Annotated in this window: 20 protein-coding genes; 9 read left to right on the top strand and 11 right to left on the bottom strand. The window is 59.5% G+C overall.

Translation table 11 applies throughout. The features are described from left to right. Window positions 1-43 precede the first annotated feature (43 nt). The gene (locus tag AB4O45_RS26620; RefSeq protein ID WP_460160871.1) at window positions 44-4891 is read right to left on the bottom strand and encodes a dermonecrotic toxin domain-containing protein; all 4848 of its coding nucleotides are present in this window, start codon (window positions 4889-4891) and stop codon (window positions 44-46) included. 233 nt (window positions 4892-5124) lie between these two features. Between AB4O45_RS26620 and AB4O45_RS26625 the strand changes: the two genes are divergently transcribed. Then, the gene (locus AB4O45_RS26625; RefSeq protein WP_460160872.1) at window positions 5125-6153 is read left to right on the top strand and encodes an Ldh family oxidoreductase; all 1029 of its coding nucleotides are present in this window, start codon (window positions 5125-5127) and stop codon (window positions 6151-6153) included. A gap of 202 nt (window positions 6154-6355) precedes the next feature. Here AB4O45_RS26625 and AB4O45_RS26630 read toward each other — a convergent pair whose 3' ends face one another. Continuing rightward, window positions 6356-6673, bottom strand: coding sequence for an ElaB/YgaM/YqjD family protein (locus AB4O45_RS26630; RefSeq protein ID WP_016774661.1), 318 nt, complete (start codon window positions 6671-6673; stop codon window positions 6356-6358). A 154-nt stretch (window positions 6674-6827) separates the two neighbouring features. Between AB4O45_RS26630 and AB4O45_RS26635 the strand changes: the two genes are divergently transcribed. After that, window positions 6828-7082, top strand: a complete 255-nt coding sequence (locus tag AB4O45_RS26635; RefSeq protein ID WP_003224595.1) for a hypothetical protein — start codon at window positions 6828-6830, stop codon at window positions 7080-7082. A gap of 6 nt (window positions 7083-7088) precedes the next feature. Here AB4O45_RS26635 and AB4O45_RS26640 read toward each other — a convergent pair whose 3' ends face one another. Further along, window positions 7089-8003: a LysR family transcriptional regulator gene (locus tag AB4O45_RS26640; protein ID WP_460160873.1), complete on the bottom strand. Its 915-nt coding sequence runs from the start codon at window positions 8001-8003 to the stop codon at window positions 7089-7091. A gap of 84 nt (window positions 8004-8087) precedes the next feature. Between AB4O45_RS26640 and AB4O45_RS26645 the strand changes: the two genes are divergently transcribed. Next, on the top strand, window positions 8088-9011 hold the full coding sequence (locus AB4O45_RS26645; protein ID WP_460160874.1) for a carbon-nitrogen hydrolase family protein: 924 nt from the start codon (window positions 8088-8090) through the stop codon (window positions 9009-9011). A gap of 147 nt (window positions 9012-9158) precedes the next feature. On the opposite strand, the gene AB4O45_RS26650 is transcribed toward AB4O45_RS26645, so the two are convergent. Together AB4O45_RS26650 and AB4O45_RS26655 are read right to left on the bottom strand one after the other, a co-directional pair. After that, on the bottom strand, window positions 9159-9632 hold the full coding sequence (locus tag AB4O45_RS26650; protein ID WP_460160875.1) for an LEA/WHy family protein: 474 nt from the start codon (window positions 9630-9632) through the stop codon (window positions 9159-9161). A gap of 66 nt (window positions 9633-9698) precedes the next feature. Beyond that, window positions 9699-11165, bottom strand: coding sequence for a nucleobase:cation symporter-2 family protein (locus AB4O45_RS26655; RefSeq protein WP_016774665.1), 1467 nt, complete (start codon window positions 11163-11165; stop codon window positions 9699-9701). Window positions 11166-11428: 263 nt separating this feature from the next. Here AB4O45_RS26655 and zapE point away from each other — a divergent pair, with 263 nt between their 5' ends. From zapE to AB4O45_RS26670, 3 genes are all read left to right on the top strand, one after another. Next, window positions 11429-12547, top strand: coding sequence for a cell division protein ZapE (gene zapE / locus AB4O45_RS26660; RefSeq protein ID WP_460160876.1), 1119 nt, complete (start codon window positions 11429-11431; stop codon window positions 12545-12547). Window positions 12548-12564: 17 nt separating this feature from the next. After that, the gene (locus AB4O45_RS26665; RefSeq protein ID WP_252886008.1) at window positions 12565-13146 is read left to right on the top strand and encodes a DinB family protein; all 582 of its coding nucleotides are present in this window, start codon (window positions 12565-12567) and stop codon (window positions 13144-13146) included. A gap of 200 nt (window positions 13147-13346) precedes the next feature. Continuing rightward, window positions 13347-13844 (top strand): GNAT family N-acetyltransferase, encoded by a 498-nt coding sequence (locus AB4O45_RS26670; protein WP_460160877.1) that lies wholly within the window; start codon window positions 13347-13349, stop codon window positions 13842-13844. 116 nt (window positions 13845-13960) lie between these two features. Here the strand turns inward: AB4O45_RS26670 and AB4O45_RS26675 are convergent, their stop codons facing one another. The 3 genes from AB4O45_RS26675 to AB4O45_RS26685 form a co-directional block, all read right to left on the bottom strand. Next, a complete protein-coding gene (locus AB4O45_RS26675; RefSeq protein WP_252869506.1) occupies window positions 13961-14170 on the bottom strand; it encodes a hypothetical protein in 210 nt (69 codons plus the stop codon). A 176-nt stretch (window positions 14171-14346) separates the two neighbouring features. Beyond that, window positions 14347-16089 carry a phosphoethanolamine transferase CptA gene (locus tag AB4O45_RS26680; RefSeq protein ID WP_460160878.1) on the bottom strand — a complete coding sequence of 581 codons (1743 nt, stop codon included), beginning with the start codon at window positions 16087-16089 and terminating at the stop codon, window positions 14347-14349. Between the two features lie 211 nt (window positions 16090-16300). Beyond that, complete coding sequence (locus AB4O45_RS26685; protein ID WP_016774671.1) at window positions 16301-16483, bottom strand: DUF6026 family protein; 183 nt, start codon at window positions 16481-16483, stop codon at window positions 16301-16303. Window positions 16484-16758: 275 nt separating this feature from the next. Here AB4O45_RS26685 and gnd point away from each other — a divergent pair, with 275 nt between their 5' ends. From gnd to AB4O45_RS26700, 3 genes are read left to right on the top strand one after another with little or no spacing between them, the layout of a single operon-like run. Then, window positions 16759-17739: a phosphogluconate dehydrogenase (NAD(+)-dependent, decarboxylating) gene (gene gnd / locus AB4O45_RS26690; protein ID WP_095179978.1), complete on the top strand. Its 981-nt coding sequence runs from the start codon at window positions 16759-16761 to the stop codon at window positions 17737-17739. Then, on the top strand, window positions 17736-19259 hold the full coding sequence (gene zwf / locus AB4O45_RS26695; protein WP_252886011.1) for a glucose-6-phosphate dehydrogenase: 1524 nt from the start codon (window positions 17736-17738) through the stop codon (window positions 19257-19259). Before gnd ends, zwf begins: the two co-directional genes overlap by 4 nt. Next, window positions 19256-20077: an HAD family hydrolase gene (locus AB4O45_RS26700; protein WP_375123689.1), complete on the top strand. Its 822-nt coding sequence runs from the start codon at window positions 19256-19258 to the stop codon at window positions 20075-20077. The genes zwf and AB4O45_RS26700 overlap by 4 nt, the downstream gene beginning before the upstream one ends. A gap of 160 nt (window positions 20078-20237) precedes the next feature. Here the strand turns inward: AB4O45_RS26700 and nhaB are convergent, their stop codons facing one another. The 3 genes from nhaB to AB4O45_RS26715 form a co-directional block, all read right to left on the bottom strand. After that, window positions 20238-21740, bottom strand: coding sequence for a sodium/proton antiporter NhaB (nhaB, locus tag AB4O45_RS26705; RefSeq protein ID WP_150742102.1), 1503 nt, complete (start codon window positions 21738-21740; stop codon window positions 20238-20240). A 98-nt stretch (window positions 21741-21838) separates the two neighbouring features. Further along, complete coding sequence (locus AB4O45_RS26710; RefSeq protein WP_236168851.1) at window positions 21839-23128, bottom strand: NHL repeat-containing protein; 1290 nt, start codon at window positions 23126-23128, stop codon at window positions 21839-21841. A 264-nt stretch (window positions 23129-23392) separates the two neighbouring features. Then, on the bottom strand, window positions 23393-23659 hold the full coding sequence (locus tag AB4O45_RS26715) for a hypothetical protein (protein WP_016774677.1): 267 nt from the start codon (window positions 23657-23659) through the stop codon (window positions 23393-23395). Between the last annotated feature and the right edge of the window lie 310 nt (window positions 23660-23969).

The raw sequence follows: 23969 nt of genomic DNA on the forward strand, positions 1-23969 counted from the left end.
CATGAGCAATGCGCTGGCGTTACGCCGGCGCATTTTTTTGTCTTCACGCCAGCGCTTGCGAGGATCCCGCCTGATCTGCAACCGGCGCCGATAGCGGTATGGGCGCGGGAAGCGGGTCGAGCTGGCGCCCCAGTTCGCTGATGAGCAGGGCGATCGAGTCGGCGTTGGCGAGCATCACGTCGACCCGCGCATCTGCTGAAACAGGACTGCGAAACGCTCGGCGCGCGTCTGCAAGGTTTGTGGTTTTGGTAAGGCTGAGGATTTTCAGGTAATCCGCGGCATGCGTCGGCATTTTGTCCAGATCGGTCCAGACGTGGTTATCGGATTTCACCGCAAAAAGGTGCGAGAGATTGCCGTAGCGCGACAATAACCTGCGATAACGTTCAAGCGAGTCCTTGGCCGCTTGCCCCTCTGCCGTCGTCGTGTCGATAAGGTCGAGATAAGGCCCCATGGCCTGGATCGTCACCAGATCTTCGCTGTCGCAAACCAGATGCGAGAGTTCATGGATAATCGTTACCGCGCGTGCGTGTGAATCAACATTGAATCGAGGAGGCAGATGGGCGGTGTATTTGTCCATTCTGGGATTGAAAAAAACCTCGGTGAGATGAATTATTTTTTGTTTGTCCTGTTTGAAAACGAAGGCAACGGTATTAGCGCTGCCAGGCCCATTCAGACCAGTAAAGAAGCGCTCGGTGTAGAGCAAATCATCTTTTGGGTTCGTCAGTTCCTGGCAGACAGGAATGATCACTTTCTCGAGTTTTGTAAGCAGCAAGGGCGTTACCTCTTGCACCTCGAAGAACTCCTTCAAAACCCTCTCCAGCCGTGTGCCTGCAGGGTGGCTGCGCTGTGTAACGTAGTTATGCAGGCAGTTGACTGCGTATTCTCTTGCACGGTTTACGGCTTGCTGTATCACGAACGCCCTGGCCGGATAGCGACGGTGGATCTGGGCCATGCCTCTGGCCTGGATATACATTTCTATTGAGCGGTTCTCCTCGACTTCATGTTGAGCAGGGTCACGACGTTTTGATCGGCAGCGATGAACCGGCTGGCTGGCGCTTGCAACAACCAGACGGGCATTTTTCTCTTCGAGTGCCGGCCCCTGACTGCCGTCTTTTTTGCGCAAATACCAGTTTTTTTCGAGCTGGACTGCCGGATACACCTTGCCGGCAATGGCGGCGTATTTTTGCGTCGTTGACGAATCCCCATAGACCAGCTTATTGGCATCAAGCTTGAGGGATTCCAGCGCCGTACTGCTTTCAAAGGGCTGCAAATCAATCCGAGCGGGCGTGACGGGCGACACCTTTGCCCAGCGAGAGGCGACTTGCACCGTTGTGGCTGTACCCGCAGGTGCTTGCGCCTCTGCGGCGAATTCGGAGCCGGCCGTGTCTGCCTCGCTTTCCCATGACAGACGTCCCAGGCTGAAGAGGGTAATCGCCCCTGCGATGAAGCTTTTCAGGGCATTTGCCCAGTGGTGATCCTGAAGGCCTTCGGCGGACGCCTTGAAGTCCTGGTAGCTTCGCCACAGAAAAAAACCGGACGCGAGTTTGCCCGGTAGCAAATGTGGCACCAGGCGCACGCCGTGACTGAACAGAAACTTCACCGCTTCCCAATCCGCTTGGCCATTGATCTGTGGCTGGCTGCGCAACAGTTGCGGCAGAAGACGCAGAGTGTCCTGGTGAAACCGCTCGAGCACGTTGCCATTGATGGGCGCGCCATGAAGAGTGATTTCACTGTCTTTGCCGATCGTTGTTTTCAACAGACTCTTGAATATCGCCTGCTGAGCTTCAGGCAGACGCCGGATAATCAAATCCTGGAAGTGCCCGGGGGTATTCAGTGCTTCGATCAGCTGCGCTTCGTTTTCGAATTCGCGAAACACATACCTGGAGTAAGGCGCATAGAGGATCCGGGGGCCTGTTTGCCCTGCGCCCGGACCGAAGACATACAAACCGAGTGTGTCGACGCAATCAGCGCCTGGGGTCTTGATCAGCGATAGCGGACAAGCGATGGCATGAGCGCCCTCGACCGCAGCGCGCGCTATCGCGTCGGGCATGTCGAGGACCTGGCAAATGTAGTCATAGCCGGTATCCGAGAGCTGTTGCTGCAATTTCATCGAGTGGGCGTGTTGCATCAGTTGCCAGGGCAACTGGCGCAAGAATCGTTCTTTGCTGGTGCGAGCAGACGGGCTGTCGGCTGACAGCGCTTCGGTGACTTTCGCGGTGTAGGTGGTAGCAACATCAAGAGATTGCAGTAATTGCCGTACCGCGGCCTGGGCAAACTCTTTTGGTAAGGCTGTGGCCGTTGTCGAGGCGACTTTGAAACCGCTGCCCTGCACGACGTTGTAGTGATGCAAGGCAAATTCCAGCAAGTTGCAGGCAGGGCCGGCCAATATCAGATTGGGGGTGATCCGGATGTCCTGTGGCTTGAGCCCGTTGCCTGGAAAGCGGGCATCGAGCAGGGTTTTGAGGGTCTGCTCGATATGAGTGGCCAGCGCCGGGACCTCATCGAGGAAATCCTTGCCATCGATGAACGCATGCCGCAGTTCATCCAGCAGCGCGAGTTGCGTGCGTTGCTCCGTCGCCGAGGCCATTCGCAACCAGTCCGGGTAATCCAGATGACGCGAAAGGGTTCTTGCAAGATCGATCGCGCGTCGCAGGTTGGTATCGATGACAGCATTCTTCATTTGATCAAGGAAGCTCGCCAATGTCTTTGGCTCCTTGATGCAAACTCGCAGCAGTTCACATTCCGCCAAGAACTGTTCAATGGCAGATTGCATGCGGTCTCGGGAGACACTGCCATTAATCAATTGAAACTCGCCCAGGGTGTATTGCTGGTCCAGTCTGTGTTGCGCCTTTGGCAGATTTTCCAGCAGCGTGTGGCTCTGATTGTTGTCGTCCAGTCGTTGTTGCAATTGCTTTTGCGCATTGGCGATGTCGTCAAACAGCTCCAGGCCCAGGGCCGGTGTCCAGAGGATGGCGCGCCCGGAATGTTTCACGTTCATGCCGCCGCGCTCGGTCAGCAGCACACAGTGAGCGAGCGGCAGCGCAGCGTTGGGCTCGGTTCCGATGAGGGTCAGTGACCAGGCATCGGGGCGAAAACCATTGAGTGACTGGCGGTCCCTGCGTGTCGGGTGCCTGGAATCGAACACGGTGTCGACGATCTTTCGTTCCGCCTCCAGCCATGACCCGCTGAGGCTGCGCAGGTACGCCTCACCACGCAGGCCGTCTTCGAATGCCTGGGCCAGTTTCCACAGAATGCCTTCCAAAAAGACGCGCTGTTCTGCGCCGTGCGCGGTCGGCTGGTCTTTGAAGTGGCTGGTCAGATTATCCAGCGTCCGTCCCAGAAGTGTCGCCTGCTGCGCAGCCTTGTCTGCCTGCACGAGTGACGATGGCGGTGTACTGGTAAACAACGGCCGGGTACTCCAGCGCTGATTGACGTCGAGCTTGAGCAGCCGTTCATGAATCATTGAGCGGATATCCAACGCCTTGTCGAAGAGCGCATGGATGTCAGTGGTGCGCTCGCTCTGACGAAAACGCTGCAGAACGAATTCAACGTTCTGACGTTGCTTGGTGATGATGGCCTCGAACAACGTGGTCATGATCTCACCGCCAATGTTTTCCCCGGATACCTGCGCGTTAGCGAAGCCAAGGTAACGATTGCGCTCTTGCAGATTCATCAGCCCGTAGAGTTCGTCTTCGTGTCCGGCAGCCCGCATTTTCGCGGTCAGTGTCTGTTTGAGATCCGCGTAGTCGGCGAGTACCTGCAGGCCCTGGCTGGGCGTATAGAGATAAGCCTTGTCGTGATTGATCATCAGCGAACCGGCCAGCTCGACACAGGCTGTTTCTTCGCTCAGGCACACGGTTTCGAACGTTGGCCGCCGTACCGCAACGGTTGGCTCACGTACCAGGCTGTGCAGGGCGTAGAACTCGCTGGCGGTGAGGATCTGCGTTTCGCGCTTGATCATCAGATCCGCGCGCGCCTGATCCTGCACCGTCTGGCTGAAGAAAGTACGTCTGGGCGAGCCTTCGAATGAGGCGCCGTTCCAAAACACCTCAAGCTGTCGAAACAACAGCATGGTCAGTTTTCCCGATGCCGACTTGATCGCATTGGTCCAGGCCGACTGATCGTCTTCGCGTACCGAACGGGCGGGATGGGTAAACTCTACGAGCTGACCGTGGGGCCAGCCCTGACGGTGAAAGTGCACCAACAGCGCCTCAGTCAGCGACAGCGAGTCGACCCACTGTTTCCCATCCGAAGAAGTCACCGAATAGAAACCGACCCGGGTAAGCGATTGTTGCACCGCGCCAAAATGCGCTTCGAGCAGTTCGTCGAGAATCTTTTCCAGCAGCGTTGCAAGGGATGGCAGGCGTTTAAGCTCGTCCAGCAGGTCACGGGCGCACCTCTCCAGAGAGTCGCCGATTGCCAATTGCTGGTCCTCGAACACATCACCTTCGATGGTTTCGCAAGTCAGAGTGATACCCCGTTTTTCCACCAGTTCCTTGCGCAATGAAACCGAGAGGAAAGCCAGCAGATCATCGTTTTCCCTGGCGTTGTCGAGGCGTTTCTGGAGGGCATCAGTCAGGGCTTGCCGGTCTGCGAATTTTTTCAGGCCATCGTAGGGCGTATAGAGGAACACGCCGTTGTCATCCGGCCCTGCGCTGAGTATGAAGCTGCCTGCCAGCGGCACGGCCAGTTGCTTGTCGGCGTTGAGCAGGATGCGTTCGGCCAGCATTGGCGGGGTTTGCTTGTTGCGCAGTGATTGCGTAGCGAGTTGCGCATGTGCAAGCCAGTCGAAGTCTTTGCTGTTGAGACCGTGTGCCGGACCGAGGTCAGCGTGCAGGCCGGGTGAATCGAATATCACTGGAAACAACAGCGGGGCAGTCGGGGTGGACATCATTGCAACTCTGAACAGGGCGCCATTGGGCTGGAACTCAACAGTAAATGCGCAGAGTGGAGCACTTGCGGTAGACAGTTACCGCACGTGCCGAGATCAAAATGTGCATCAGGGCGCGCCAACCGATGGCAATGAATCGAAGGGTTGACAGCTGGCAGCTCGGACAGGGTTAATCGGTGGGCAAAATCGACCGTACGCTGTTGTTCCCTCCAATAATCATTCTGGAGCTTCAGATGTCTGCGCCACACGATCATGGCTCGTCCACAGTGTCCCTCGAAGCACTGACGCAATTGCTTGAAACGATTTTTCTGCGCCACGGCACCTCCAGCGAAGTCGCACGGGTACTCGCCGTCAACTGCGCCAACGCCGAACTCGACGGCGCTCATAGTCATGGCGTGTTTCGCATCCCCGGTTATGTCTCGACGCTGAAAAGCGGCTGGGTCAATGGCCATGCCGTGCCACAGGTTGAAGATGTCGCGCCGGGGTTTGTCCGGGTTGACGCTGGCAACGGTTTTGCCCAGCCAGCGTTGGCAGCGGCCCGACCCTTGCTGATCGAGAAGGCGCGTCATGCCGGGATCGCAGTCCTGGCAATTCGCAACTCGCATCATTTCGCCGCTTTGTGGCCGGATGTCGAGCCCTTCGCCGACGAAGGTCTGGTGGCGCTGAGCGTGGTCAACAGCATGACCTGCGTGGTGCCCCATGGCGCTGATCGGCCATTGTTCGGTACCAATCCGATTGCCTTCGCCGCGCCAAGGGCCAACGCCGCGCCGATTGTGTTCGATCTTGCCACCAGCGCCATCGCTCATGGCGATGTGCAAATCGCAGCCCGCAAGGGTGAAAAACTCCCGGCCGGCATGGGGGTCGACAGCCTCGGCCAGCCAACCCAGGACCCCAAAGCAATTCTCGAAGGTGGCGCCTTGTTGCCGTTCGGCGGGCACAAAGGCTCGGCGCTGTCGATGATGGTCGAGTTGCTGGCGGCGGCATTGACCGGCGGCAATTTCTCATTCGAGTTTGACTGGTCCAACCATCCCGGCGCGAAAACCCCGTGGACCGGTCAGCTGTTGATTGTGATCGACCCGAGCAAAGCGGCGGGGCAGAGCTTCGCCCAGCGCAGTGAAGAGCTGGTGCGGCAGATGCACGGGGTCGGGCTCAAGCGACTGCCGGGGGATCGCCGGCATTTGCAGCGCAGTCGATCAATGGCGCAAGGGATCGTACTGGATGAGCAGACGCTGGGGCAGTTGCGGGAGTTGGCGGGGGAGTGAGTCTTTTGTTGTTCTGATGATTGCAGTGACAAGGTCAAAAGCCCCTCACCCTAGCCCTCTCCCGGGGGGAGAGGGGACTGACCGCGTGGTTTGGGCGAGGTACGCCGACTTGGGATACCGAGGTGAATTCAGTAATGGAAAAGCAAAGCGGTGGGCATAAAAAAAGCGAACCCTGAGGTTCGCCTTTTTCTGTGCGCCTGACTCAGCGACGGCCGAGCAGCAGGCCCACCACCAGGCCGAAACCGGCGGAGATCGCCACGGTTTGCCAAGGGTGACCACCGATGTAGTTTTCGGTGGCTTCGACGGCGGGTTTGGTGCGATCGCGCACGCTGGACACCGAATCCAGTGCCAGCTGCAGTTTCTGGGCGATTTGTGCACGCAGCGTTTCTGCTTCTTCGCCGACCAGTGAAGCGCTGCTCTTGAGCAGTTTGTCCGATTCTTCGATCAGAGCCTGAAGCTCGCTGAAAGCTTGATCCTTGATTTGCTCTTCGGCAGCTTGCGAGGCGGTTTTACGGGCCATTGGGTGACTCCTTGCAGGTGAATGGACAGTGACCAATGGAGTGTAGCGGCAGGCGAAAAGTTGCATGTCATTCGTGGAGAAGGGAAAAACCTGCACCGGAGATTTCCATCGAGCGTGTAAGATGTCGCCATTTTACGCAGCAGGATAAATCCCCATGAGTTTCAATCTGGCCGACAAGTCCCTCGCAGAGCGCGCAGCGCTGGAAGATGAGAAATCCCGTCTGTTCGAACTCTGGCAGAACAATCTGGGCAAAGCCAAAGGCGAAGCCGCGCGCTTGTTTGGGGAGCGCTCCAAGCGCAAGGGCAAATGGGCCGAGTGGGTCCGCGCCGAGCTGGACGGCATGTCGCCGCCGGAGTTCGCCAACATGGTGCGCAGTGAAGTCAATCGCCTGATGGCGGCGAACAAATAATCCGCTTCACGCCTGGCTGAACGTGGCGGCAATCGCTTCGCGAACCTTGACCAGCACCGGATCGATCTGCGTGCTGGTGCGCCAGCCCAGTTCCACCGGATAGCGCGGTAAAGCCAAAGGGCAGGGCAGCAACGCCAGCCCGCTCAGCGTCGCGATGCTTGCGGCGGCATGGGCCGGGATGGTCGCCACTGCCTGACTACCCTTGAGCAGGAAGGGCAGCGCGGCGAAATGCGTGGTCGACGCGCAGACTCGCCGGTTCAAGCCCACTGCCGCCAATCCCTCATCGGTGATACCGATAAAGCCGCCCGACGACACCAGAATGTGCTCGCGTTCAACGAACTCCTGCAATGCGATCTGCTGTTGGCCTGGCGTGAGACTGGCCGGGTCGACCAGACACGCATAGCCGCCTTCCCCCAACACCTGACGACTGAGCAGGCGCTCGGAAAAGCCGCCGGCAGTGATCGCCAGGTCGATGCTGCGTTCCATCAGCGCGCGGGCAACGATCTGGCTGTGGGTCTGGCGAAATATCAACCGCAGCTTCGGCGCACGGCGGGCGATTTCCTCGATCAAGTGGCGTCCGTAGGCAATTTCAAAATCATCTGACAGACCGATCGCCACCGAACGTCCTTCGTATTGATTGGCCGCCGGATCGAGCATGGCCAGACTTTGCCGGCATTTGTTGAGCGCATCGCTGATCACCGGTTTCAGCTGATTGGCTTGCAGGGTCGGCGCCAGTCCGCGCCCGGTGCGAACGAACAACTGATCGCCATACACCTCACGCAAGCGGCGCAATGCCGCGCTGACTGCCGATTGCGTTACGCCTAGGCGCAGGGCGGCGCGACTGGCACTGGATTCATCGTGCAGTGCTTCGAAGACTTTCAGCAGGTTGAGGTCAATGTCGGCGATATTCATTTGGCTCATATCATTCAGCAGTCGGCAGGGCTTTATTCATCATCGCGTGACGCCGGAGAATCGGCAACACCTGAACCTGATGGAGTAAATACGATGGCCAGATCCATAGTGGCGGCGTTGCAGATCGGTGCATTGCCCGGCGGCAAAGGCGAAACCCTTGAACAGATCCTTGCTTGGGAAGACGCAATCCGCGAATCCGGCGCCGCGTTGGTGGTGATGCCGGAAGCCTTGCTCGGCGGCTACCCGAAGGGCGAGGGCTTCGGCACCCAATTGGGCTACCGACTGCCCGAGGGGCGTGAGGCCTTTGCGCGTTATTTTGCCAACGCCATCGATGTACCGGGCGCCGAAACCGAAGCGCTGGCCGGATTGTCAGCGCGCACCGGGGCCAATCTGGTGATCGGCGTAATCGAGCGCGCTGGCAGCACGTTGTATTGCACGGTGCTGTATTTCGATCCGCAGGCCGGGCTGCTCGGCAAACACCGCAAGCTCATGCCCACCGGCACCGAGCGACTGATCTGGGGCAAGGGTGACGGCTCGACGCTGCCGGTGTTCGACACCCAGGTCGGCAAGCTTGGCGCCGTGGTCTGCTGGGAAAACATGATGCCGCTGCTGCGCACGGCGATGTATGCCAAGGGCGTTGAGGTCTGGTGCGCGCCGACCGTGGACGAGCGCGAGATGTGGCAGGTCAGCATGCGCCACATCGCCCACGAAGGCCGCTGTTTCGTGGTCAGCGCCTGTCAGGTGCAGGCCTCGCCGGATGATTTGGGTGTGGAGATTGCCAATTGGCCGGGTGATCGGCCGTTGATCGCCGGTGGCAGCGTGATCGTCGGTCCGATGGGCGATGTGCTGGCGGGGCCGTTGCGTGGCGAAGCGGGCTTGCTCACGGCGCAGATCGACACCGATGAACTGATCCGTGCGCGGTACGACTACGATGTGGTCGGCCACTACGCGCGGCCGGATGTCTTCGAGTTGACCGTTGATGAGCGTGCGAAGCCGGGGGTGCGGTTCCACTGCTGACCTTGAAACTTGCAGAGAACCTGTGGGAGCGAGCCTGCTCGCGAAGACGTAGGCAGCATGAGCGTCGTAGTCGCCTGAAACACTGCCTTCGCGAGCAGGCTCGCTCCCACAGGGGTTGTGTGTTGTTCTGCCGATTGAGACCGCTGACTACCAGGTCGCCGCACTCGCCTCGGGCAGGCTCAACTTGCCGCTGTCGGTAAAGCGCATCGTGCCAAACAACCCGCCCGCCAGTTTGCCGCGCAGCACGTAGGGCAGATTATCGAGGCTTTGCGTCTGGCTCAGGCCCAACGTCTGGCGCAGCACCGAGAACGCCGAGACGCTGACCGGCACCGTGACAATGGCTTCAGAGAAACGCGGGATCGAGCCGCTCTGATCGCTCACACCCGAAGCCAGCGAATGACCATTGACCTCCAGATCCAGCGCGATGCCGTTGTAATCGATCGCCGTTTCATTGGGGTTCTGTACGCGCAGCTTGATCGCGAAGCGTACTTCCAGTTCCTGGCTGGGTAACGGTTCGAGGCCGACCACGTTGATGTTCACCGGATCGCGGTTGGGAAACAGCGCGCAGGCGCTGAGCGACAACAGCACAAGCGACAGGATGACGGCGTGGACGCGGCGCATAAAAATCTCTCGACAAAAAAAGGGCTGAACCGTCGCCGGTGCAGCCCTTTTTTTCGAGGCGTGACGTCAGCGGTTCAACTGTGCGACAGCCGCCGCTTGGCCGGGTTCACCTTTGGCGGCGACGTCGGGGTTTTCCATGACCTGCAGAATCGACGCTTCCGGGTCGAAATCATCTTCTTCCAGCTCGATGAATTCTTCCGGCAGGAAGATGTTCAGCACGATAGCGCACAACGCACCGACAGTGATTGGCGATTCGAAGATGTTGCGCAGCGCTTGCGGCAGTTCGCGCAGGACTTCCGGCACCGCCGCGATGCCCAGGCCCATGCCCAGCGAGATCGCCACGATCAACATGTTGCGTCGATGCAGGCCGGCCTCGGCGAGGATCTTGATTCCGGCCACGGCGACGGTGCCGAACATCACCAGCTCAGCGCCGCCCAGCACCGGTTTCGGCATCAGTTGCAGCACCGCGCCGATCATCGGGAACAAACCGAGCAACACCAGCAGCCCGGCGATGAAAAACGCCACGTAACGGCTGGCCACGCCGGTCAACTGGATCACGCCGTTGTTCTGCGCAAAGGTCACCATCGGCATGCTGTTGAACACTGCCGCCATGGCCGAGTTGAGACCATCGGCGAGCAGGCCGGATTTGATCCGGCGGATGTACAACGGGCCTTTCACCGGTTGCCGCGAGATCATCGAGTTGGCGGTCAGGTCACCGGCAGCTTCCAGCGGCGACACGAGGAAAATCACCGCCACCGGCACGAACGCCACCCAATCGAAGTTGAAACCGTACTTGAACGGCACCGGCACGCTGACCAGCGGCACTTCGGGCATCGAAGCGAAATCCACCGTGCCCATCAGCCATGCCACCACGTAGCCGAGCGTCAGGCCGATGACGATCGCGCCCAGCCGCAGAAACGGCACGTCGACTCGGTTCAGCACAACGATGGTGCCGATCACCAGCGCCGCCAGAAACACATGGCTGGCCGCGCCGAGATCAGGCGCCCCGAAGCCGCCGGCGATGTCGGTCATCGCCACTTTGATCAGCGACAGGCCCATCAGCGTGATGATCGTGCCGGTCACCACCGGCGTGATCAGCATGCGCAGTTTGCCGATGAACTGGCTGAGCACCACTTCAATGAACGCAGCGAAGAAGCACACGCCGAAGATCGTCGAGAGGATTTCGTCAGTGCCACCGCCGCGCGCCTTGACCATGAATCCGGCGCTGAGAATCACGCTGATAAAGGAAAAACTGGTGCCTTGCAGACACAGCAGACCCGACCCCACCGGGCCGAAGCGCTTGGCCTGGACAAAGGTGCCAAGGCCGGAGACGAACAGCGCCATGCTGATCAGGTAGGGGATTTCACTGTGCAGACCGAGGGCGCCGCCCATGATCAGGGTCGGGGTAATGATGCCGACGAAACTCGCCAGCACGTGCTGCAACGCGGCGAACACCGTGGCGGTCAGGTGCGGACGGTCGTTGAGGCCGTAGATCAGGTCGTTGTTGCGCGGGGTTTTGTCAGAGGCGGTCATGGTGATGTGCGCGCCGCAAGGCGGGGCCGGGTCAGAAAATGGGTGCGCAGAATGCCGGAAGAGGGCGGCGAGGGCAACGAGCAATAACTGCCTGAAAGGTCAGGTTTTACTGCCTATGTGGGAGCGAGCCTGCTCGCGAAAGCGGTGGCTCAGTCTGCATCTCGGTGACTGACGAGCCGCCTTCGCGAGCAGGCTCGCTCCCACAATGATCGTCCACGCCCGTTAATCAGCAATGGCCAATCGCCCGTGGCATACTCCCGCGCATGACTTTCGACTCTCCCCTCAGTGCCTGGCAATACGCGGTCGACCACAAGGGTTTCATTCAGGATGAAGCCCAGGAACACGCGGTCTGGGCCTTGCAAAAATGCCATGAAGCCTTGCACGCCGGCGCCCGCTCGGTCGACGGCGTGTACCTGTGGGGGCCGGTCGGGCGTGGCAAGACCTGGTTGATGGATCAGTTCTACCAGAGCCTGCGCGTGCCGGCGCGGCGTCAACACTTTCATCACTTCATGGGCTGGGTTCATCAGCGATCGTTTCAACTCAGTGGCATCGCCGATCCGTTGCGCGCTTTGGCCAAAGAGCTGGCCTGCGAAGTGCGGGTGCTGTGTTTCGATGAACTGTTCGTCAATGACATCGGCGACGCGATCATTCTCGGCCGGCTGTTTCAGGTGATGTTCGAGGAAGGCGTAGTGGTGGTCTGCACGTCCAACCTGCCGCCTGATGACCTGTACGCGGACGGCTTCAATCGCGACCGTTTCACGCCGGCGATTGCGGCGATCAAGGCACACATGACAGTGGTGGCGGTGAATGGCGCCGAGGATCATCGCTTGCATCCCGGAGCGATCGAGCAGCGCTATTTTGTCAACAAGGCCGATTCGCCCTGCGCACTGAGTGCCGTGTTCAAGTCGCTGGCTGCAGATGAGACTGTCAGCGATGAGCCAGTCGCCGTGGGCCATCGCACGCTCAACGTCGTGCAAGCCAGCGAATCGGTGCTGTGGTGCCGCTACAGCGGTCTGTGCGAACAACCTTTCGCCGCCATGGACTTCATTGCCCTGTGTGATCGCTACCGGGCTATTCTGTTGAGCGAAGTGCCGAACCTCAGCGCACAAAAACGCGAAGGGCGCATTGCGCGGGGCACCGAAGATGGCGCTGAGCGCGTGGTCGCCGGTGACCGGGAATTGCCGCAGTTATCGGTGCATGACGATGGCGTTCGCCGCTTTATCGCGCTGGTCGACGAATGCTACGACCGCAAGGTGCCGCTGTACGTCGAGGCAAGCGTACCGATGGAAGCGCTGTACACCGAGGGCTATCTGGAATTCCCGTTCCGCCGCACCCTCAGCCGTTTGCAGGAGATGCAATTGCAGCGCTTCGCTGAAGCCTGAAAGAAGAGGGCGCCGACATGAGTCAACCGCTGTCCCATCATTTGCTGACCATGGCCTATCAGAATGCCTGGGCCAATCACCGCCTGGCAAAGGCCTGGAGCCAGCTCGACACCACTGAATTGGCGGCGCCACGGGTGAGCTTCTTCCCCAGCATCCGCCTCACGCTCAACCACATCCTGACTTGCGACTGGTTCTACGTCGACGCGCTGGAGCGGGAACTGCGCGGGGACGAGCCGCACTCGGATTGCTACGTATTCTTCAATGCAGACGAGCCGTTTACCGAGGCTGCGGCGCTGCGTGCAGAACAGGCCCGCGTTGATCGCCGCCTGATCGCCTATTGCGAGCAACTGCGCGATGCCGACCTGTCGAGAATCGTCACCATCGCCCGTGACATGCCGCAACATGACAGCCGCCTGCGCATGCTCTCGCACCTGTTCGAGCACCAGCTCCATCATCGTGGCCAGGTGCACGCCATGCTCAGCGGCACGGCGGTCAAGCCACCGCAACTGGATGAATTTTTCTGTGTCGGCGAAAGCGCATTGCGCGCCGAAGACTTCGCCGAACTGGGCTGGACCGAAGAGCTCATCTGGGGCCACTGACCACGAAAGATCGCAGCCTCGTTGCACTCGTCAGCTCCTACACATATCGGACCGTAGGAGCTGACGAGTGCAACGAGGCTGCGATCTTTTGATCTTCAGCTTTTCAAGTTGCCCTCTCCGGCGCACCCAAGCTAAGGTCCCCCCCAGGCCTTTCAGCTAGCACCTTGCGCGCCGGGGCTTTTTGCTTATCGGGGATGGAAATGGATTCCGCAGAAATACTCGTACTTCAGGCCAGCTACAGCAACCCGGTGCACGCCGAAGCCATCGCCATCGTGCTCAACCACTACGCCGAAGATCCCATGGGCGGCGGTCATCCGATCGCGCCCGAACTGCTGCAACGCCTGCCCGAAGAGCTCGCCCGCCGCCCGCATGCCTTCAGCGTGCTGGCCTTCGTCGGCGGCGAACCGGCCGGGCTGGTCAACTGCTTTGAAGGCTTCTCTACTTTCGCCTGTAAACCGCTGGTCAACGTTCACGACGTCGCCGTGGTCGGCAAATTTCGCGGCCTGGGGCTCAGTCAGAAGATGCTGCAGAAAGTTGAAGAAATCGCTCGTCAGCGTGGCTGCTGCAAGATCACCCTGGAAGTGCTGGAAGGCAATGCGGTGGCGCAGGGTTCATATCGCAAATTCGGCTTTGCACCGGGGATGTTCAATCCAGATCACGGGCGGATGCTGTTCTGGATAAAGGATTTACAGGCCTGAAGGCTCCTCACCGCCAATCACCAACATAAAAAAAGGCGCCCCGATCAGGGCGCCTGAACTGTCATCTCCCGGGCCAGAGCGGAGCCACGGAAGGTCCATCGGTTGCTCGGTAGAACTCAGTCGCGATAAGACTCGGTCACCTGCGCCGTCTGGTCAGCAGGGACGCGGATTTCTTTCGCGCTGGCGTCGGTCTTCTGCTCGCTTTGCGCGTGCTGGACCGGGAAATTGTCGTAGTAATAACGCATACGTTCGGCACCGCCTTCAGCGAAGGCGCTGGTGGAGCCGAGGGCTAGCAGGGTGGTGAAGATGATAGTGGTGGTTTTCATGGTGCCTCCTACTGAACAAGTGGGAGTCGGTTCGTCCGTGAAGCAGACCGCGAAAGAAGTCTGCGTCGCGGCCATTAACAATGGGTTAACGCTGGTTCAGCGCAAATATTGCGGCGTATTACAGAAACACTGCGGCCGATGGGCACAAAAAAGGGCCTTCTCGGCCCTTTGTCGTTTTACTTCTGCGCGACTTCCGCCGGATCAGGGTGTTTGGGCTTCATCAAACTGAAGTCAATCAACGCTCGCCTCGGCGCCTGGTACGGGTCGCCAATCAACAGCTTGCGCGGTACAAAGCTGTCGCTGACCAGGCTCTTGCTGCGATCCAGTTCATCGGAACTCAACCCGGCCAGATCCGCCCAGGTGTGAATGAGTTGCGAGCTGCTGTACGGGCGGCTGAGGTCGCCGGCGAAGTTCCAGTCGTGGTTTTCCTTCCACTTCGGCGAGGCCCAGGCCATGAACGGGATGGTGTACATCGGCGCGGTCGGTTTGTTTTCGTTGCGCCCCAGCGTGCCGTGGCCGGCGGAGTCGAAGACATCTTCACCGTGGTCGGAGAGGTACAGCAGGAAGCCATTCGGGTCGGTCTTGGCGTAGTCCTTGATCAGGCTTGAGACCACGAAGTCGTTGTACAGCACGGCGTTGTCATAGCTGTTGTAGGTCGGTACCTGATCGTCACGCACGCCAGCGGGAACGCCCTGGCGATCCTTGAACTTGTCGAACGTCGGCGGATATCGGTACTGGTAGCTCATGTGCGTGCCGAGCAGGTGCACGACGATCAGCTTGCGCGGCGCCGCATCGGCCAGCGCCTTGTTGAACGGCTCGATGACGTCGCCATCGTACTGCGCCGAGTTCTGGTTGCGGTTGTTGTTCAGGTACACCTGCTCGTCGGCCTGTTCGGAGAAGGTCGTGAGCATGGTGTTGCGCTTGGTCATGGTCTGCTGGTTGGTGATCCAGAACGTCTTGTAACCGGCCTGTTTCATCACGCTGACCAGCGATGGCGTCGACAGGTACAGGTCGGGGTTCTGCTCGTCAGCGAAGGTCAGCACTTGCTGCAGCGCTTCGATGGTGTACGGGCGCGGGGTGATGACGTTGTCGAAGATCGCCAGTTGATCCTTGAGTTTGTCCAGTTCCGGCGTGGTGTTGCGCGGATAACCGTAGAGGCTCATGCGCTGGCGGTTGGTCGATTCACCGATGACCAGCACCAAGGTCGCCGGTTGCCCGGCCGAGGCGTCCTTGAGGTTTTTCAGCGGCGGGATCTTGCTGGCACTGTCGAGCATGCCTTGCATGTCCCCCAGCGTTTCCAGATAGCGGTGATACGCCACGGCCATCTGCCACGGCACGGCGGGCTCGATGCGGGTTTCGAATTTCTCGAAGCCTTCGGCGAAATTGCCCATGCGCATGGTTTGTTTGATCAGCGGGTAGCCGGCGACGGCGATCACGATTGCGGTGGCTGCAACCAGTGCGCGACCACGGGGCATGTACACCGGGCGCAGGCGCGTCCACAGAAAGTAGGCGAACGCGGTATGGGCGAGGAACGCCGGGATCATCCACCAGGCGAAATACTGCGTCATGTACTCGCCCGCTTCCGACACGTTCGACTCGAACATGATGAAGATGACGCTCTGCGAGAATTCCTGCTGATAAATGAAGAAGTAACCCAGGCTGGCCATCGAGCAAGCCCACAGCACCACACCGATGATTGCCGCAAGCAGACGCGTCTGTTTGGGGAACAGCAGCATCGGCGCCAGCCACAGCGCGCTCATCACGAATGCCTGACGGAATCCCGTGAAACCAGACGTGCCGGTCAGCTGGATCAGCAGTTGAGTGATGCCCGAGAAGTACCAGAAGAAGACGAACAACCAGATGAATCCGGCCCAGTCGAAACCGGTCGCAGTCGTTTTGCTGCGTTTGAACAATGCCATTCAGCGCTCCAGCTCAATCATCAGACCCACGCCGGAAACGCTTCCATGACACCGACGAACAGAGGCCGTACACGCAGGCACGGCCAGAATGGGGCGAAGTATCCCCAAGGGCTTGTGAAAGATTTGTTAAGCGCCGCTGTTGGTGTGTATCAAGCGGTCAGAGGTGCAACGTGTCGGGAACGACGAGGGCCGTTCCCGAAGCAGGCGGGGATCAGGCGTGGGGTGCGCGCTGCACAACCGGACGCGGTTGCGGCTGCGAGCCCTGGGTCAATGCGCGCAATTGCGCCAATTCGTGCTTCAACTGGTCGCGCTCGTCTTTCAACTGGCGCAATTCATCGCGACGGATCGTAACGTAGAGGGTTTGTGGCGGCATTGCTGTATGTACTGTGCCCATTGCTCACCTCGCAAATGGCGTGCATCAACTGTAAGTCACTCCTCGTTTTGAGGCGCTTGACTTACTATCGGCGCCAATTTTGATTTCTTTTGCCCTGGAAGGGAACTTTTTTATTTTTCATGGTCGGTGTGTCTTCGGCAGGATTCGGGGCGTTATCACTCTGGATCGGGCACAATGCCCGGAAACTTCATCGCAACGCTCTGGACTAACCTCCATCAGTCGCGTTGGGCTATAACCAATGACACACATTTATTTGTAGTAAGGAGCATCAGCACATGCAACTCGGGATTATTGGACTGGGCCGCATGGGCGGCAATATTGCGCGACGTCTGATGCTCAACGGGCACACCACCGTTGTTTACGACCGCAATACCGCTTTCATCGATAACCTGGTCGCCGAGGGCTCCACCGGCGTCGCCGACTTGCCAGCACTGGTTGCCGGCCTCGACAAGCCGCGTGCTGTCTGGGTCATGCTGCCGGCTGGCGCGCCGACCGAAGACACCATCAACACCCTGAGCGAACTGCTCGAACCCGGCGATACCATCATCGACGGCGGCAACACCAACTATAAGGACGACATTCGCCGGGCCAAAACGCTGAACGACAAGGGCCTGCACTACATCGACGTCGGCACCTCCGGCGGCGTCTGGGGCCTGGAACGCGGTTATTGCATGATGATCGGTGGCGATGCCGAAACCGTGCAGCGTCTCGATCCGCTGTTCGCCGCACTGGCGCCGGGCATGGGCGACATTCCGCGCACCAAGGATCGCAAGTCCGATGACCACCGCGCCGAGCATGGCTACATCCACGCCGGTCCCGCCGGCGCCGGGCACTTCGTGAAGATGATTCACAACGGCATCGAGTACGGCATGATGGCCGCGTTCGCCGAGGGCTTCGATATTCTCAAGACCAAATCCAGCGAACGCTTGCCGGAAGATCAGCGATTTGATCTGAACGTGGCCGATATCGCTGAAGTCTGGCGTCGTGGCAGCGTGGTGTCGTCGTGGTTGCTTGACCTGACTGCCGACGCACTGGCCAGCGATCCGAAGCTCGACGGTTTCTCCGGTTCCGTGGCTGACAGCGGCGAAGGCCAATGGACCATCGAAGCGGCCATGGAGCAAGCAGTGCCAGTACCGGTGCTTTCCAACTCGCTGTTCTCCCGTTACCGCTCGCGCGGGCAGGGCACCTTCGGTGACAAGATCCTGTCGGCACAACGCTTCGGCTTCGGCGGCCACGTGGAGACCGCGAAAAAATGACCCATACGATCCGCAGAAAATCCAAGGCAGAACCCGCACCACCGACCACGCTATTCCTGTTCGGTGCCCACGGCGACCTGGTCAAGCGCCTGCTCATGCCGGCGCTGTACAACCTCAGTCGCGACGGTCTGCTCGACGAAAACCTGCGGATCGTCGGCGTTGATCACAACGCCATTACCGATGAAGCCTTTGCGCAGAAGCTCGAAGACTTCATCCGTACCGAAGTGGCGGCGAAGGTCGGCAAGGGCGATCAGATGCTTGATCCGGTCTTGTGGGCCAAGCTCGCCAAAGGCATCAGCTACGTCCAGGGCGACTTCCTCGACGACAGCACCTATTCAGCCCTGGCGGCGAAAATCGCCGACAGCGGCACCGGCAATGCGGTCTTCTACCTGGCCACCGCGCCACGTTTTTTCAGTGAAGTGGTGCGCCGCCTCGGCAGCGCCGGTTTGCTGGAAGAAACCCCCGAAGCGTTCAGAAGAGTGGTGATCGAGAAGCCGTTCGGCTCCGATCTGCACACCGCCGAAGCCTTGAACGCGTGCCTGCTCAAGGTCATGAGCGAGAAGCAGATCTACCGCATCGACCATTACCTGGGCAAGGAAACCGTGCAGAACATCCTGGTCAGCCGGTTCTCCAACAGCCTGTTCGAAGCGTTCTGGAACAATCATTACATCGACCACGTGCAGATCACTGCGGCGGAAACTGTCGGTGTGGAAACCCGTGGCAGCTTTTACGAACACACCGGCGCACTGCGCGACATGGTGCCCAATCACCTGTTCCAGCTGTTGGCCATGGTGGCCATGGAACCGCCGGCTGCTTTCGGCGCTGACGCGGTGCGTGGCGAGAAGGCCAAAGTGGTCGGGGCGATTCGTCCCTGGTCGACAGAGGAGGCCCGGGCCAACTCGGTGCGCGGCCAGTACAGCGCCGGCGAGCGCGATGGCCAGCCATTGAAGGGTTATCGCGAAGAAGCCAACGTGTCGCCCGACAGCACCACGGAAACCTACGTGGCGCTCAAGGTGATGATCGACAACTGGCGCTGGGTCGGCGTGCCGTTCTATCTGCGCACCGGCAAGCGCATGAGCGTGCGCGACACCGAAATCGTCATCTGCTTCAAACCGGCGCCGTACGCACAGTTCCGCGACACCGAAGTCGACGAGTTGCAGCCGACTTATCTGCGCATCCAGATCCAGCCAAACGAAGGCATGTGGTTCGACTTGCTGGCCAAGCGGCCCGGGCCGGCGCTGAATATGGCGAACATCGAGTTGGGCTTTGCCTACAAGGACTTCTTCGAGATGCAGCCTTCCACCGGCTACGAAACCTTGATCTACGACTGCCTGACCGGTGATCAGACGCTGTTCCAGCGTGCCGACAACATCGAGAACGGTTGGCGAGCCGTGCAGCCTTTCCTTGATGCCTGGCAGCAGGATGCGAGCGTCGAGACGTATGCGGCTGGCGAAGATGGCCCGCAAGCAGCCGAAGATCTCCTGACTCGCGATGGTCGCGTCTGGCATGGCCTGGGATGAGTGATTTGCCGAAACAACCCATACGTTTTCTGCTCAGCGACATGGACGGCACGCTGTTGCTGCCGGATCACACGCTGAACCAACGTACCATCGAAGCCGTGCGCTCGCTGCGCGATGCCGGCGTGCTGTTCAGCCTCGCCAGCGGCCGCCCGCCGAAAGCCATGTTGCAGCAGATCGAGGCGCTAGGCGTTGATCTGCCGACAGCGGCGTTCAATGGCGGCACCATCGTCAAAGCGGACGGCACTTTGTTGGCTGCGCATTATTTGCCGGCGACCACAGCGCTGATCGCACTGGCACTGTTTGCCGATCAACCGGAGGTGGAAATCTGGGTGTTCAGCGGCGGCGACTGGCTGCTCAAGGACCCGCACGGGCCGATGGTCCCACGTGAACAGAGTGGCCTCGGCTATCCGCCGGTGGTGGTCGAGAGTTTTGAACCGTATCTGGAGCGCATCGACAAGATCGTCGCTACCAGCAACAACACTGAGTTGCTGATTGAGCTGGAGGCGCAGCTCCTGCCCAAGGTCAACGGCATGGCGCAAGTGTCGCGCTCGCAGCCGGTGTATCTCGACGTTACGGCGCTTGAGGCCAACAAAGGCACGGCATTGACGACCATCGCCGAATACCTCGGCGTGCCGCTGGAGCAAACCGCTGTCATCGGCGACGGCGGCAACGACCCGGCGATGTTCAAATGCGCTGGCTTTTCGATTGCCATGGGCCAGGCGGAAGAGGCGGTGAAGCACCAGGCTGATGTCGTTACAGCGCCAAACACTGAAGACGGCGTGGTCCTGGCGATCGAGAAATACATCCTCACGCACTGACCCAACACCAAAACCAATGTGGGAGCGAGCCTGCTCGCGAAGGCGGTGTGTCATTCAACAGATTCGTTGCCTGACACGACCTCTTCGCGAGCAGGCTCGCTCCCACAGGTTTTCGCGGCGCGTGCAAACCCCGGTAACCCACAGGTTTATTCAGTGTTGCTTAGAGCCAATAGCTCACCGCATACCAGCCCAGCAGTCCCATCACCACGGTATACGGCACCGCCATCCACACCATGCGCCCGTATGACAACCGCACCAGCGGTGCAATCGCCGAGGTCAGCAGGAACAGAAACGCTGCCTGACCATTAGGGGTCGCCACGCTCGGCAGGTTGGTGCCGGTATTGATCGCAATCGCCAATGTCTCGAAGTGCTCGCGAGTCATGTGCCCGGCGAGAAAAGCCTGTTTCACTTCGGTAATGTAAATGGTCGCAACGAATACGTTGTCGCTGATCGCCGAGAGCAAGCCGTTGGCGATGAACAACATGCCCGGCTGTTGATCCATCGGCAGCGCCAACACCCACTCGATCAGTGGGACGAACAGATGCTGATCGTGAATGACCGCCACCACGGCAAAAAACACCACCAGCAGCGCGGTAAACGGCATGGCGTCCTTGAACGCGCTGCCCAGGCGATGCTCGTCGGTGATCCCGGTAAACGCGGTGATCAATACGATCACCATCAATCCGATCAGGCCGACTTCAGCCAGGTGAAACGCCAGGCAACCAATCAGAATCAGTGCCGCCGCCCCTTGCACCAGCAGCGCCGCCGTCTGACGAGGCGTGCGTTTGGCGTTGTCCTCGGCAGCGTAGTTGGCCAACACAGTGCGGACGTTGTCCGGCAGCAGCGTGCCGTATCCGAACCAGCGCAGCTTCTCCAGCAGCACGCAAGTAACCAGACCCGCCACCAGTACCGGCAGCGACACCGGGGCTACCTTCTGGAAGAACTCGCCGAAATGCCAGCCCATTTCATGGCCGATCAACAGGTTCTGTGGCTCACCCACCAACGTGCAAACCCCGCCGAGCGCTGTTCCCACTGCGCCATGCATCAACAGGCTGCGCAGGAAAGCGCGGAATTGATTCAAGTCCTCATGGTGTCGCGACGGTAAATGCTCATCGTCAGCGAATTCACTGTCCTTGCGCGGATCATTGCCCGACGCGACCCGGTGATACACCGAGTAGAAGCCGACAGCCGCACTGATGATCACCGCCGTCACGGTCAACGCATCAAGAAATGCCGAAAGAAATGCCGACAAGAAGCAGAACATCAGCGCCAGAATGGCTTTCGAACGCACGCCCAACAGCAGGCGCGAGAAGAGAAATAGCAGCAGATCTTTCATGAAGTAGATGCCAGCGACCATGAACATCAGCAGCAGGATCACCGGAAAGTTGTGCAGCAATTCATCGTAAAGCGCTTGCGGCGTGGTCATCTTCAACAGCAACGCCTCAATCAACAGCAGGCCGCCAGGCATCAACGGATAACACTTGAGGGCCATGGCCAGGGTGAAGATGAATTCGATCACCAGCAACCAGCCTGCGGCGACCGGCCCGACGGTGAACAGCACCACGGCGTTGAGAATGAGAAAACCGACGATGGTCGCCTTGTACCAGCGTGGCGATTGCCCGAGGAAGTTGTGCGCGAACGCCTGGGCGATTGAACCGGACATCGGCTGCTCCTTTTATTTAGAAGCGCGAAAGTTGCCGGATGTTTCAGGGAAGATCAAGTCGCCGATAACCTCGATCCTCATGTCGGCTGTTGAATGCTCTATGGATTCAGATAACGCGCAACCATTGCCCGGTAGTTGCCATCCAGCGAATAGCCACCTACCACAATCGCCCCGTCAGTATGTACGGTCAGTGAATTGGCGGTATCGAGACTTCGCCCCAGTCGCGTGCGCAACCAGCCATGGCCCTCACCGAACGCTGGATCAAGGCTGCCATCGAGTTGATAGCGCGCCACCATGAAGTCAGCTTCGACTCCGCCGATGGTCGCGCCCACGGCGACGATGCGGCCGTCGCTCATTTGCTGGGCGGCGTTCCATTGGCATCCGCTGGGGCCGATGTCCAACACCTGTGGCTGGCCATGATGACAGTGCAGGTCCGGTCGACCGTTGGCGTGCAGGACAAACGTCAAACAGCGGATTGGATCGCGGCTGCTGCCGAAGCAATAAAGCCTGTCGTCGGACTCAATAATCTGGCTGACCTGAGCGCTGTTGCCGTGAGCCTTGAAGGCCATGAAGCCATCGACGGCGAAGCGCTCGTCCAGGCTGCCATCGGGCCGATACACCGCCAGCAGGCCTTGCTGAGGAAAGTCGATGGAACCTGCGACGACGATGCGCCCATCCTCCTTCAACAACAGCGTGCTCAGCCAGGTATTGAGCAGCAGGTGGCGGACCACTACAAATCCGCGTCCGTTGAATGATTCGTCGAGAAATCCATCGGGTTGCAGGCGGATCAATATGCCGGCGTGGTCGGCAAGGCTGAAATGATGGTTGGCGATCAGCAGAATACGGCCGTCTTCCTGCACCACAAAGTCACAGGCTTCGACGCCCGGCACGCCCGGCGGCAACCAGTTGTCGCGGGTGCCCATGGACAGCTCGCCGGGCAGCCGCACCACCTGGAAACCGTCATCGCCGAAGAATCGGTCTGGCTGGCCGTTGGCATCGAACAGGGCGAGGGCGGGCAGGGTGCGTTGGGTGTCTTCATAATGCAGGCCGGCCAGCAGAATCTTGCCGTCGGCTAACACCTGAACCTTGCCGGCCTTGGCTTCGAAACCCTCGACGAAACTGCCGATCACGCTGCCCTGAAAGCCGAACGACAAATCCGCCGACCCATCGGCCAGCAGCCGCGCCAAGCCGAACCGACTTCCCTTGGCCGTACCGACCTTGGCGGCCACCAGAATCCGGCCCTGTGCATCAAGCTCGACATGTTGGGTCTGGCTGGACAAACTGCCGGCAAAGTACACCTGCGCAACACCGCCAATGGCGAATGTCGGGTCGAGCGAACCGGGGGCGGTCCATGCAGTAGGCAGCGCGTAAGGGCTCAGGGTGGACATGCACGCGTCTCCTTGTGCCTGAGCCGATACCCAGTGGTTGGGAGGCTGACTGCACGAGCGAAACATTCAATCCCTGAACCGCGAGAAGTTCAACTGGGGGAACTAACAGAAGGACGGTCGCACTGTGCCAGAACAGTGTCTTGTTGAACCACTCGCAAGCGAGCCAAGTACTTTCGATGAAACGGCACTGCAACTACGTTGATTGTTCGACTACGCATACAACTAGGGCGGATGACTTTAACGTCATCCGCCCTAGTTCGGTTATCAGTGTGGCATCGACCAGGATTGCAACTTGTGGCCGTCTTCGCTCAGCTCGGCGCGGGCCTGCTGCAGCAGTTGTTCGAGTTGCGCCGGGTCAGAGTAGGCGCTGCTCGGGATCTGTTTGCGACCGATGTGGGAGTTGGTGCGGTCGACGACGGTCAGGCTCAGTTCGCCATTGCCGTCTTGCGGCGCCCAGGCCACGCATTGAAAAGGCTTGAACGCGTGGTTGGCAATCAAAAGAGCTTCGTTGATACGCAGCGGGGCAGTCATGGGGTCTTCTCTCTATTGGCGCCCAATCAAATGATGTGCCGTCGGTTGGGCTTACCGTGCGGCGGGTTACTTGTACTGATGCACGCAACCGGGGGGCGGGTCACAAGTGAAACAAAGAAATTTCAGATTCTTTACATAACGTAAGTTCGTTTCGTTAATCCTGCACATGTCCGAACACCGCGCTGAATTCACCCCTCACCCCAGCCACTCCCCGAGGAGAGGGAGCCGAGTTGTGGGCTTTTCAAACTGGAGTTCGGCTCGGTCTTTCAGATCGGCTGACCTCGCGTATACCTCACCCTAGCCCTCTCCC

This window comes from Pseudomonas sp. S2_B10 (assembly GCF_054668425.1).